Source organism: Streptomyces typhae (assembly GCF_009755605.1).
Lineage (GTDB): Bacteria > Actinomycetota > Actinomycetes > Streptomycetales > Streptomycetaceae > Streptomyces > Streptomyces typhae.
Genome location: NZ_WPNZ01000034.1, coordinates 36,641 through 48,744, shown reverse-complemented (window position 1 = coordinate 48,744; position 12,104 = coordinate 36,641). Strand labels below are relative to the sequence as shown.

General features: G+C 71.5%; 11 protein-coding genes. 10 read left to right on the top strand and 1 reads right to left on the bottom strand.

The genetic code is table 11. From position 1 onward, the window contains the following. The first annotated feature begins 12 nt into the window (after window positions 1-12). The 4 genes from GPA10_RS38780 to GPA10_RS38765 all read left to right on the top strand — a co-directional run bounded on the left by GPA10_RS38780 (window position 13) and on the right by GPA10_RS38765 (window position 3,583). Window positions 13-888: an ATP-binding cassette domain-containing protein gene (locus GPA10_RS38780; RefSeq protein WP_425505888.1), complete on the top strand. Its 876-nt coding sequence runs from the start codon at window positions 13-15 to the stop codon at window positions 886-888. Between the two features lie 8 nt (window positions 889-896). Next, window positions 897-1,487, top strand: a complete 591-nt coding sequence (locus GPA10_RS38775) for a TetR/AcrR family transcriptional regulator (protein ID WP_058852513.1) — start codon at window positions 897-899, stop codon at window positions 1,485-1,487. Window positions 1,488-1,677: 190 nt separating this feature from the next. Beyond that, window positions 1,678-3,126: an aldehyde dehydrogenase family protein gene (locus GPA10_RS38770; protein ID WP_157169526.1), complete on the top strand. Its 1,449-nt coding sequence runs from the start codon at window positions 1,678-1,680 to the stop codon at window positions 3,124-3,126. Beyond that, window positions 3,119-3,583, top strand: coding sequence for a nuclear transport factor 2 family protein (locus GPA10_RS38765; RefSeq protein WP_157169525.1), 465 nt, complete (start codon window positions 3,119-3,121; stop codon window positions 3,581-3,583). The genes GPA10_RS38770 and GPA10_RS38765 overlap by 8 nt, the downstream gene beginning before the upstream one ends. A gap of 101 nt (window positions 3,584-3,684) precedes the next feature. Here GPA10_RS38765 and GPA10_RS38760 read toward each other — a convergent pair whose 3' ends face one another. Continuing rightward, window positions 3,685-5,049, bottom strand: a complete 1,365-nt coding sequence (locus GPA10_RS38760) for a glutamine synthetase family protein (protein ID WP_343041812.1) — start codon at window positions 5,047-5,049, stop codon at window positions 3,685-3,687. Between the two features lie 456 nt (window positions 5,050-5,505). Between GPA10_RS38760 and GPA10_RS38755 the strand changes: the two genes are divergently transcribed. The 6 genes from GPA10_RS38755 (at window position 5,506) to GPA10_RS38730 (ending at window position 12,040) form a co-directional block, all read left to right on the top strand. Then, window positions 5,506-6,312, top strand: coding sequence for an acetoacetate decarboxylase family protein (locus GPA10_RS38755; protein WP_343041811.1), 807 nt, complete (start codon window positions 5,506-5,508; stop codon window positions 6,310-6,312). 34 nt (window positions 6,313-6,346) lie between these two features. Then, entirely contained in the window at window positions 6,347-7,813 is a 1,467-nt protein-coding gene (locus GPA10_RS38750) for an aldehyde dehydrogenase (RefSeq protein WP_157169524.1), read from the top strand. Continuing rightward, window positions 7,806-8,732, top strand: coding sequence for a 3,4-dihydroxyphenylacetate 2,3-dioxygenase (locus GPA10_RS38745; protein ID WP_058852519.1), 927 nt, complete (start codon window positions 7,806-7,808; stop codon window positions 8,730-8,732). The genes GPA10_RS38750 and GPA10_RS38745 overlap by 8 nt, the downstream gene beginning before the upstream one ends. A gap of 22 nt (window positions 8,733-8,754) precedes the next feature. Further along, entirely contained in the window at window positions 8,755-9,600 is an 846-nt protein-coding gene (locus tag GPA10_RS38740; RefSeq protein WP_058852520.1) for a fumarylacetoacetate hydrolase family protein, read from the top strand. 28 nt (window positions 9,601-9,628) lie between these two features. Further along, on the top strand, window positions 9,629-10,258 hold the full coding sequence (locus GPA10_RS38735; RefSeq protein ID WP_157169523.1) for a TetR/AcrR family transcriptional regulator: 630 nt from the start codon (window positions 9,629-9,631) through the stop codon (window positions 10,256-10,258). A 297-nt stretch (window positions 10,259-10,555) separates the two neighbouring features. Then, complete coding sequence (locus GPA10_RS38730; protein WP_343041809.1) at window positions 10,556-12,040, top strand: aldehyde dehydrogenase; 1,485 nt, start codon at window positions 10,556-10,558, stop codon at window positions 12,038-12,040. The last annotated feature ends 64 nt before the right edge of the window (window positions 12,041-12,104 follow it).

The window sequence follows — 12,104 nt, the reverse complement described above, 5'->3', positions numbered from 1 at the left end:
GAGCGCGAGCCCATGACGACGGAGCGTGAGTCCATGAAGTCGGCGTCGCGGGACGGCGCGCCGCTGCTCGAAGTGGACGACGTCGTCGTCGACTACCGCCGCGGACGCAGCACATTCCGCGCACTCAAGGGCGTCTCGATGACCATCGGGGCGGGCGAGTGCGTGGGCCTCGTCGGTGAGAGCGGGTCGGGCAAGTCGACGCTCGGCAAGGCCGTCCTCGGGCTCGCCGAGGTCACGTCCGGCACCATCCGCTTCGCCGGCCAGGACATCACGCATCTCAAGGGGGCCGCCAGGCGCCGCCTTGCCGCCGACCTCCAGGTGGTCTTCCAGGACCCCTACGGTTCACTCGACCCGACGATGACCGTCGGGCAGATCCTCGCCGAGCCCCTCACCGCCACGGGCACCAGCCGGGCCGACGCGCGGACGACGGTGGCCGAGATGCTCGACCACGTCCGCCTCCCCGCGGACACCGTGACGCGCTACCCCAGCGAGTTCTCCGGTGGCCAGCGCCAGCGCGTCGCCATCGCCCGCGCGCTGGTGCGCCGCCCGCGGCTCATCGTCTGCGACGAACCGGTCAGCGCCCTCGACCTGACCACGCAGGCGGCGGTGATCGACCTGTTCATCGACATCCAGCGCGAGACCGGCGTCTCCTACCTCTTCGTCTCCCACGACCTCGGGGTGGTACGGCGGATCTGCCACCGCGTCTCGGTGATGTACCAGGGAGAGTGCGTCGAGACCGGCCCGAACGAGACGGTCACGCGGAACCCCGAACATCCCTACACCCAGCGGCTGCTCCTCGCCTCACCGGTCGCCGACCCGGTCCGGCAGGCCGAACGCAGACGGAGCTGGCTCCAGCTTCGTGCACCCGCCGCATCGCCAGTAGCGTAGGGAAGACTATGCCGAAGATTATCGACCACGATCAGCGACGGCGGGAGATTGTCGCGGTCGCGAAGAAGCTCATCATCCAGGGTGGTTTCGAGGCCGCGACCATGCGCAGCATCGTCGCCGAGGCGGGTTTCGCCAATGGCGCGCTGAAGCGCTACTTCCCCAACAAGGACAGCATCGTGGCCGCGACGTTCCAGAGCGTCCTCGCGGAGATGAACGAGCAGATCGGGTCGGACGAGCCGTCGCCCGACCCGAGGGAGGCACTGCGCCACGACGTCGAGGCGACGCTGCCCCTCGACCAGTACCGCATCGACTCCGCCCGGGTGCTGCTCGCGCTGTGGGAGCACTCGGTCTCCAACGACGAACTCGCGGCGCTGTACCGCGCCCACCTCCAGGACTGGCGTCGGCGGCTCGCGGAGCGGATCGCCGCCGCGCGCGGCAAGGGCGAGCCCGCCGACGCACCCGCGGTGATCGAGCTCGCGGGGGAGGTCATCGGCGTGACCATCGGGGCCAACGTCACCGCGCTGATGTTCCCGGACGGCGCGCTGATCCCGGAGCACCGCGCCTACGTCGACCGGCTGATGCGCAACCTCGACGACTGATCCGCGGGCCGGGCCGCGCCCCGGGGCCGTGCCCTCGACGGCCGTGCCCCTTCGACCCGTGCCCGTACGCGGGCGACCCGTGCCCGTGACGGGTGATCTGTGCCCGTACGCGGGCGAGCCGTGCCCGTACCGGGTGCGGTGACCCATGTCCGTACCGGGCCATGACGAAGATTCGAGAGAAGGATCCGCCATGCATGTGCAAGGCCGGCTTTTCATCGGAGGTGAGTGGACCACCGCAGCGGACGGCGCGGAGTTCACCACCCGCGACCCCGCCTCCGGCGCGGTCATCGGGACCTGTGCCCAGGCCGGGCAGGCGGAGGCCGACGCCGCGGTCGACGCGGCACGACGGGCACTCGGCGATCCCTCGTGGGCCGCTCTGCCCGCGGCGGAGCGGGCCCGGCTGCTGTGGCGGGTCGCCGAACTGATCGAGCGCGACGCCGCGGAACTCGCGGAACTGGAGACCCGCGACCAGGGGCAGCCGCTGGAGGTCGCCCGCGCGGTCAGCGTCGCGGGGGCCGCGGAGCACTTCCGCTACTACGCGGGCTGGGTCACGAAGATCGAGGGCGCCGTCAGCCCGGTCTCATTCCCTGACACGCTGCACTTCACCCGCCGCGAACCGGTCGGGGTGTGCGCGCTCATCACCCCCTGGAACTTCCCGCTGATGATCGCGGCGTGGAAACTGGCGCCCGCTCTGGCCTGCGGCAACACCGTGATCGTCAAACCGGCCGAGCAGACCCCGCTGACCACCGTGCACCTGGTGCGGCTCTGCGAGGAGGCCGGCTTCCCGCCGGGCGTCGTCAACCTGCTCACCGGCGGCCCCGGGACAGGCCGGGCCCTGGTGGAGCACCCACGCGTGGACAAGGTCTCCTTCACCGGCTCCACCGAGGTGGGACAGGAGATCGTCCGGGCCTCGGCGGACGACCTGAAGCGGGTCACCCTGGAACTCGGCGGCAAGGCACCCAGCATCATCGCCCGGGACGCCGACATCGACGCCGCCGTCCAGGGCAATGTGCAAGGCGCGCTGCTCAACAGCGGCCAGGTCTGCGCCGCGTACTCACGCTTCTACGTCGACGGCCGCCGCGCGGACGAGTTCACCGACAAACTCGCCGCCGCCGTCGCCGCCCTGCGCCTCGGCCCCGGCCTGTCCCCGGACACGCAGCTGGGCCCCTTGGTGACCGACGAACATCTACGGCGGGTGGACACCCTGGTCCAGCAGGGCGTCACCGAGGGAGCAGAGCTGGTCACCGGCGGAGCCCGCGCCGACGGCGCCCTGGAGGCAGGCAACTTCTACCGGCCCACCGTCTTCGCCGGAGTGCGTGACGACATGGCCATCGCCCGGCAGGAGGTCTTCGGCCCCGTACTGCCCGTGCTCACGTACGAGGACGAGGACGAACTGGCGGCGCGGGCCAACGACACCCGGTACGGCCTGGCCGCCGCGGTGTGGACCCGGGACCTGTCGACCGCCCACCGCCTCGCGGCCGGTGTCCGCGCGGGCGCCGTGTTCGTCAACATGCCGGCGATACCCGACCCCGCCGCGCCCTGGGGAGGGTTCGGGGCCAGCGGCTGGGGACGGGAGATGGGCTCCTACGCCCTGGACGTGTTCACCGAGACCAAAGGCGTGTGGATCCACCATGGCTGACCACGGCAGGGCCGCACAGCACGTGGCAGGCCACCGTACGGCCGGCCACCCCGTCATCCTGGAGGAGAACGAGATGAGTGACCGCACCGACCCGCAGGACGGCGTCAGAGCCGCAGTGGAGGCCTATGTGGCGGCGGTGAGCGCCGCGGACCCCGAGGCCGTCAGGGCCGCCTTCCGCGCGGACGCGTACATGTGGGGCTACCTCGGAGACCAGCTGGTCTCCGCCCCGATCGAGGCGTTCTGCGAGGTGGTCGCGGCCGACACCGACGCCGATGCGTGGGTCCCGGCCTACACGTACACCGTCCGCTCGGTCGAGGTGAGCGGCGACGTGGCGGTCGCGGTGCTCGACGAGCGCGGCTACCAGGGCCACGACTTCACCAACCACTTCTCCCTGGTACGGGAGGACGGGGAGTGGCGGATCGCCGGCAAGACGTTCTTCCGCCGGGACGCGGCCTGACCGGCGTCCCGTACGTCGCGCGACGCCCCTCGCCCCGCCGTACGACCGGCGGGGCGAGGGGCGTTGGGTGAACTGCTCTCGTCGAGGCGTGGCTCATCGGCTCACAGGTGGTAGGCGTACTCGGTGAACTCCCAGTCGGTGACGTGCCGGTGGAAGCGTGCGACCTCGTCGCGTTTGTACGCGAGGTAGGACGCGGTGAAGTCCTTGCCGAGCACCTCGGTCAGCGCGGTGTCCGCCTCCAGTGCGTCGAGTGCGGCGGACAGGGTCGTCGGCAGCACCGCGGACCTGGTGTCGTCGTACCCGTACCCCTCCAGCGGGGCGGGGGGTTCCTCTCCGGCCTGGATGCCGAGGAGCGCCGCAGCGAGTGTCGCGGCGATCAGCAGATAGGGGTTGGCGCCGGCGTCCCCCAGGCGTATCTCGAAGCGGGAGCCCGGACCGCGCTCCGGCGGTATCCGGACCAGGGCGCTGCGGTTGTCCAGGCCCCAGTCGATCAGCCAGGGCGCGAGGGTGTCGGGCCCGAAGCGCTTGTAGGAGTTGACCGTGGGGTTGGCCAGCGCGGCGAGCGCGGGTGCGTGGGCGAGGACTCCGGCCATGGCGTGCCGTGCGGTGGCGGAGAGGCCGTAGGGGGCCGACGGGTCGGCGAACACGTTCTCGTCCCCGTCGCCCAGGCACGACAGATGGAGATGGAAGCCCGATCCGCCCGCGTCGTTGAAGGGCTTTGCCATGAACGTGGCCAAGCGCCCCTCACCACGGGCCAGTTCCTTGACGGCCGCCTTGAAACGGAAGGCGCGGTCGGCGGCCGACATGGCGTCGGAGTGGGTCAGGTTGATCTCGAACTGTGAGCCGTCGTACTCGTGGTTGCCGCTGCTGACGCCGATGTCCAGGCCGTGCAACAGGCGCAGGGTGCGCAGCAGATGGTTGTCGGGATCCGCGCGCAGGCCCGCGGTGTAGATGGCGCCCGGCGTGGTGTTGTAGCGGCGCCAGCCCCGGGATCCCTCCGGTCCCTCCGGGGCCGCGTCGCACAGGAAGTACTCCAGCTCCGGGCCCACCACGGGCCGCAGACCGTGTTCGCCGTACCGGGTGACGACGGCGCGCAGCAGGTCGCGGGGGGACTCCGGCGCGGGCCGGCCGGTGGCCGGGTTGACGGCGTCGCCGAGGCAGGTGGCGACTCCGGGCTCCCACGGCAGGGCGGTCAGTGTGTCGAGGTCGGGGACGACGCAGATGTCGGGCAGGCCGGCGTCGAGGCCGCCGGAGACCGCGACTGTGTCTCCCTGGGGGCTCGTGTGGTAGACGGCGCGGCAGAAGGCGAGTCCGTGGTCGCAGGCGGCGGGCAGGTGGTCCAGCAGGACGTCCCGGGCCCGTTCGGTGCCGATGAGGTCGGGATAGGTCACCCGGACCACGTCGATCCCCTCGGCGGCCAGCCGCTCCAGGTGACGGCGGACGGCTGGGATGTCGGATGCGCTCACTGGAATCTCCTCTGAGGAAGGGGGCGCCTCCCGGGGCACGGAGTGCTGGGGGAGAAAGGGAGGGAAGCGAGGAAAGGGCGGCCTCGGACCGCGGGACGCGGGAGGCCGTTCGCCTGTGCAGCCAAACGGTAAGGAGGGTTGGCACGTGCCCGCAAGACTTCGTACCGATCAACTTATCCATCCGGATAGGTATTGACCGCGGGTTCCCGGCTTCCTATCTTGTTTGACATCAAATGACTTGCGGGTCGTGTCATCGCCCGCCGCATTGCCCCCGGCCGGAGCCCGGCCCCCTCCGGAGAGGTCAGCACGACCTCCGGATCCAGTCCTTCGGTGTCGTCGCCCCCGGTGACCGGACCGTGGCGGCGACTGCCGCCCGACCACCGTGCCGAACTGCTCGCACCACCTGTCCTCCGCGCATCTCGAACAGGCCCGTCCTCTGTGCATAAGGAACCCGAAGTGACCAGTGTCCGTGGATACTTCCACCCCAAGACGGCGACCGGCGCCTCGTCGCTGATCCCCGCGCCACCCTGGCGCTACTCCGGCGATCTGCTCACCGTGGAGTACCGCACCGACCCCGCCCGCGTACGGGAACTGCTGCCCGAACCACTCCAGCTCGCCGACGAGGACCCCGGCGCGGTGGCCCTGATCTGGGCCGACTGGCAGTCCTGCGGCACCTCGGGCGACGAACTGCTCGACCCGGTGCGCGCCCAGTACAAGGAGGCGTTCGCGGTCGTGCGCTGCCAGTACCAGGGGCGGACCTACACCCGCTGCGTGCACATCTGGGTCGACAAGGACTTCGCGATCGCCCGCGGACTGCACCAGGGCTACCCCAAGAAGCTCGGCTCCATCCACCAGACCCGCCCGCACCCGTACGGGCCCGCCCCGCGCATCGAGGCCGGTGCCCGCTTCGGCGCGACCCTCGCCGCCGCCGACCGGCGCCTGGCCCAGGCCGTCGTGACCCTGCGCGAGCCCTCTGCGACCAACGGCTTCGTCAACGCCCACCCCATGGCCCACCACCGCTGGCTGCCCGCCATCGAGAAGGGCAAGGGCCTCGCCCTCGACGAGCTGATCGAGTCCGGCGCCGCCTCCTTCGAGGGCGGCCAGGCCTGGGTGGGCGACGCCGACCTCGAACTGTTCGACGCGCCCACCGAGGAGCTGGCGCGCCTGGAGATCCGCGAGCCGATCGCGGCCTACTACCGGCAGGTCGGCGTGGTCTGGGACGGAGGCCGGCTCCTCGAGTCCGGCACGTCCGGCGCCGAGTGAACCCGCCTCCCACCATCCCAGGAGCCCCGCCAGCATGAGCGAACACCACCACACCACCGTCGCCGGTGTCGCCGTCGACACCCGGCACTGGATCGGCGGCGAGCGCGTCGCCTCCACCGAGACCTTCACCGACATCTCACCCATCGACGGCAGCACCCTCGGGAAGATCTCCCGGGGCACCGCGATGGAGGCCGCGGCGGCGGTCGCCGCGGCCAAGGCGGCCTTCCCCGGCTGGGCCGCCACCCCCCGCGCCGAGCGCGCCCGCATCCTGCACGCCATCGCCGACGGCGTCGAGAAGCGCCTCGAAGAGCTGGCCGTCGTCGAGACCCACGACAACGGCGCGCTCCTGCGCTCCCACCGCCGGGGCGTCATGCCCCGCGTCGCCCACAACTTCCGCTTCTTCGCCGACCGGCTGCTCACCCTCGACCACGAGGACTTCACCACTCGCGGACACACCAACCGCGTCACCTGGGACCCGGCAGGACCGTGCGTCCTGATCACGCCGTGGAACGCGCCACTGATGCTGGCCACCTGGAAGGTCGCCCCGGCGCTCGCGGCCGGCAACACGGTGATCCTCAAACCCGCCGAGTGGTCCCCGCTGACCGCCTCACTGCTCGCCGACATCGCCGCCGGTGCCGGTCTGCCGGCCGGAGTCCTCAACGTGGTCCAGGGCTTGGGCCCGGAGATCGGCGACGCCCTCACCGCCCACCCGGACGTGCGCCGCATCAGCTTCACCGGCTCGGTCCCCACCGCGCGGCACATCGCCGCGTCGGCCGCCGCGAACCTCACCCCGCTCAGCCTCGAACTCGGCGGCAAGTCCCCGCTGCTCGTCTTCGCCGACGCCGACCTCGACCTGGCCGTCGACCTCGCCGTCGAGCAGTACGACAACGCGGGGCAGGTGTGCCTGGCGGCCACCCGCATCCTCGTGGAGGAGAGCATCGCCGCGGAGTTCACCCGCAGGTTCACCGACAAGGCGGCCCGGCTCCGGCAAGGCGACCCGCGCGACGAGGCCACCGACATCGGACCCAACATCCACCCCCGCCAGCTGGAGAAGATCGACGGCTTCGTCCGGCGGGCGCTCGCCGACGGCGCCCGCGCGGTCGTCGGCGGCCACCGCGGCGAGGGACAGTACTACGCGCCGACCCTCCTCACCGACGTGCGGCAGGACTCCGAGATCGTCCAGGAAGAGGTCTTCGGTCCCGTCCTCACCCTCCAGACGTTCACGGACGAGGACGAAGCCGTACGCCTGGCCAACGACACCCGCTTCGGCCTCGCCGCCACCGTCGCCACCGGTGACCCCGCACGTGCCGAACGGATCACCGCACGACTGGTCGCGGGCACCGTCTGGGTCAACTGCTTCTTCGTCCGCGACCTCCGGGCGCCGTTCGGCGGCTCCCGCCACTCCGGCGTCGGCCGGGAGGGCGACACCTGGAGCTTCGACTTCTACTGCGACCTCAAGAACACCGTCACCGCACCGAAGGGATGGCAGGACCATGGGTGAGATCGTCGGGGCGGGCCTGCTGGCCCACGTGCCCACCATCGTGCTGCCCGAGGAGACCCGCCTCGAACTCAACGAGGGCAAGGAGATCAGCCTCGTCACCGGCCTGGGGCAGCTCCGCCAAGAGGTGTTCGAGCGCGACGACTACGACACTGTGGTCGTCCTGGACTCCCACTGGGCGACCACCGTCGAGTTCGTCGTCACCGCACAGGACCGCAGGTCCGGTCTGTACACCTCCGAGGAACTGCCGCGCGGCATGTGCCGCATGCCGTACGACTTCCCCGGCGACCCCGAACTCGCCCGCAACATCGCCTCGTTCGCCGACCGGCACGGCACCTGGATCACACCGATCGACGACGCGTACCTGCCGGTCTACTACGCCACCACCAACCTGTGGAAGCACCTCGGCGAAGGGCTGCGCGACAAGCGCTGGGTCTCCATCGGCGTCTGCCAGACCGGCGACATGGAGGACCACCTGCGCCTCGGCCGTGCCCTGGCCGACGGCATCGCCGCCACCCCCGGCCGCCGCGTCCTGCTGATCGCCTCCGGAGCCCTGTCGCACACCTTCTGGCCGCTGCGCGAACTCCGCGACCACGAGGCCAGCGACCCGTCCCACATCTTCACCCCCGAGGCGCGGGCGGCCGACGAGCAGCGCATCGCCTGGTTCAAGGAGGGCCGCCACGACCAGGTCCTCGACACCATGGACGAGTTCTGGACGTACAAGCCCGAGGCGAAGTTCTTCCACTATCTGATGATGGCCGGGGCCCTCGGCGAGCGGGCGTGCACAGCGAAGGGGCGCCAGTACGGCGAGTACGAGAACTCCGTCGGGACCGGCCAGGTCCTGCTCTGGTTCGACCGCCCCGCCGGGGGCTGGACCGACACCGTCCGGCCCGGTGCGGCCGAGTCCCGCAGCAACGCCTAGGAAGCCAGAAAGGTACCCCACCATGCCCGAGTACCGCCGTGTCCTGCTCGACGGCGCAACCGTGGAGACGGTCCGCGACGGCGACGAACTGGTCGCCGGAGACGGTCGCCGTGTCCGCATCGAGGACGCCCACCACCTGCCGCCCGTCGTGCCCTCCAAGGTGATCGCGGTCCACCTCAACCACCGCAGCCGGGTCGACGAGTTCCAGATCGGCCTGCCCGACACCCCCACGTACTTCCACAAGCCGACCTCGGCACTGAACGCCCACCGGGGAGCGGTCGTCCGCCCCGAGGGCTGCAAGTGGCTCAACTACGAGGGCGAGGTCGCGATCGTCATCGGGAGGACCGCCCGCAACATCTCCCCGGCCGACGCGGAGGAGTACATCGCCGGCTACACCGTGGCCAACGACTACGGCCTGCACGACTTCCGGGACACCGACGCCGGGTCCATGCTGCGGGTCAAGGGCTCCGACACGCTGTGCCCACTGGGCCCCGGCCTGGTCACCGACTGGGACTTCCGCGGCAAGCGGCTGCGGACCCACGTCAACGGCGAGGTCGTCCAGGACGGTTCCACCGACGAGATGACCTGGGACATGCACTACCTCGTCGCCGACATCGCCCGCACCATCACCCTGCACCCCGGTGACGTCCTGCTGTCCGGCACCCCGGCCAACTCCCGTCCCGTCGCCCCGGGCGACGTCGTCGAGGTCGAGGTCGAGGGCCTCGGCAGGCTCACCAACCACATCGTCACCGGACCCACCGCCATCCGCACCGACGTCGGCGCCCAGCCGACCGAGTCGGAGGAGGTGCTGTCCACCGCGCTCGGCGGCGACTGGGAGTTCCGTGGCATCAGGCCGCCGAAGCGCTGACCGAAGTGCCGCAGGTAGGCTCCACGGCATGACCGACCCCGCCGAGCCCGTCGCCGCCCGCGGCACCCGCAAGCCCGTGACGAACTACGGGTCGGGGCGCACCGCCCTCCTCGACGCCGCCGTACGCGTGGTGGCCCGGGGCGGACTGCGCGGTCTCACCTACCGGGCCGTCGCCGAGGAGGCCGGCGTCACCCACGGGCTCGTCGTGCACCACTTCGGCTCCCGCGACGCCCTCATCGAGGAGGCCGTGGACCACGCCTTCCGCTCCTCGCTCGACGTCAGCGCCCTCGACACCGGCGCCGAGCGCACGGAGGACTTCGCCGTCGGCCTGGGGAACATGGTGGCGGCCGGACCGGACCTCCAGGCGTTCCAGTACGAACTGCTCCTGGAGTCCCGGCGCAGGCCGGAACTGATGCCCCATCTGCGTGCCCTGTACGACGAGTACTTCGAGACCGCGCGGCGGGACCTGTCCCGCATCCTGTCCCGGCCTGTCGACCGGGGGCTGTCCCGCCTTGTCTTCGCGGCACTGGAGGGCCTGGTGCTGCACCAGCTCGTCTTCGGCGAGCAGGAGGTGACCGAGGAGGCGCTGTGGGAGCTCCGCGGGTTGCTGGAGCGGTTGGTGGTCGAGGGGGAGGGCGGGGGCTCGGTCGGGGGCTGAGCTGCTGGGAGTTTGTTGCCGGGGCTGAGTTGTCGGCGGCTGGAGCCCTGGCGGGTGGAGCCCTGGCGGGTGTCACGCCCGCCCGCCCGTTCGTTAGCCGCTGCCCGCTGCCCGCTGCCCGCTGCCCGCTGCCCGCTGCCCGCTGCCCGCTGCCCGCTGCCCGCTGCCCGCTGCCCGCGCCTCGCTCAGGCCGGGCCGGGCCGGGCCGGGCAGACGGCCGTAACCCGACGACATCGTCCGCCCCGGACCCGGCTCAGCCGAGACCCGCCCGGACCACGAACGAAACGAGGATTCACGGTGGATGTCACCCACGACGGCTGGATACGCCGGGCCGAGACGCTCCGGTTCACCGGCTCGCACCTCATCGACGGCCGCGCACACGACGGAGGCGGCGCGTTCACCATCGTCTCCCCGCGGAACGGCCATTCGCTGGCCGAGGTCGCCGACGCCGGGGCGGCGGAGGTCGACCTGGCCGTAGCGGCGGCCCGCCGGGCCTTCGACGACGGGCCCTGGCCACGGCTCGCGCCCGCCGAACGCGGCCGGACGCTGCTGCGGCTCGCGGACCTGATCGAGGAGCGGCGGGTCGACCTCGCCCTCACCGTGAGCCTGGAGATGGGCAAACCGATCACCGACGCACACGACATAGAGCTGCGCGCCCTGATCGGTACCTTCCGCTGGTACGGGCAGCTGGCCGACAAGCTCACCGACGAGTCCCCGCACACCCCGCCCGACACCCTCGCCCTCGTCACCCGCGAACCGGCGGGGGTCGTGGGAGCCGTCGTGCCCTGGAACTTCCCCCTGACCCTGGCGGGCTGGAAGATCGCCCCCGCGCTCGCCGCCGGCTGCACGGTCGTCCTCAAGCCGTCGGAGAACTCGCCGCTGTCCGCCCTGCTCCTCGCCCGGATCGCCGACGAGGCCGGGCTGCCGCCCGGGGTCCTCAACGTCGTGGCGGGTCACGGTTCGGTCGCCGGACGGGCGCTCGGCCTCCACCCCGACGTCGACGTCCTCGCCTTCACGGGATCCACCGCTGTGGGCCGCCACTACCTGCGCTACGCCGCCGACTCCAACCTCAAGCGCGTGTGGCTCGAACTGGGCGGCAAGTCCCCGAACATCATCCTGCCCGACGCCCCCGACCTGGAACAGGCCGCCGCCACCGCGGCCTGGGGCATCTTCTTCAACCAGGGCGAGATGTGCACCGCGCCCTCCCGGCTGCTCGTGCACGCCTCCGTCGCCGAGCGTGTCACCGAAGCGGTCGTCGAACGGGCCCGCGCGCTGCGGATCGGCGACCCCCTCGACCCGGCGACCGAGATGGGCGCGCTGGTCGGCCAGGACCACTTGGACCGGGTGCTCGACCACATCCACACCGCCGTCGACGACGGTGCGCGGCTGCGCACCGGGGGAGAGCGCGTACTGGCCGAGACAGGAGGCGTGTACCTGCGGCCCACCGTCTTCGACCACGTCGACTCGCGTTCGGCACTCGCCCGCGAGGAGGTCTTCGGTCCTGTTCTGTCCGTCCTCACCTTCGAGGACCTCGACGAGGCGGTGGCCCTCGCCAACGCCACCCACTACGGACTCGCCGCCGGACTGTGGACCTCCGACCTGTCCACCGCCCACCAGGTCTCGCGCGCCCTGCGGGCCGGTACCGTGTGGGTCAACTGCTACGAGGAGGGCGACCTCACGGTCCCCTTCGGCGGCATGAAGCAGTCGGGAAACGGACGCGACAAGTCCGCGCACGCCCTGGAGAAGTACACGGAACTCAAGACCACCTGGATCCAACTGTGACCCGAGACCACTTGGATCCAACGGCGACCGGAGACCGTCTGGACCCAACGGCGACCCGAGACCG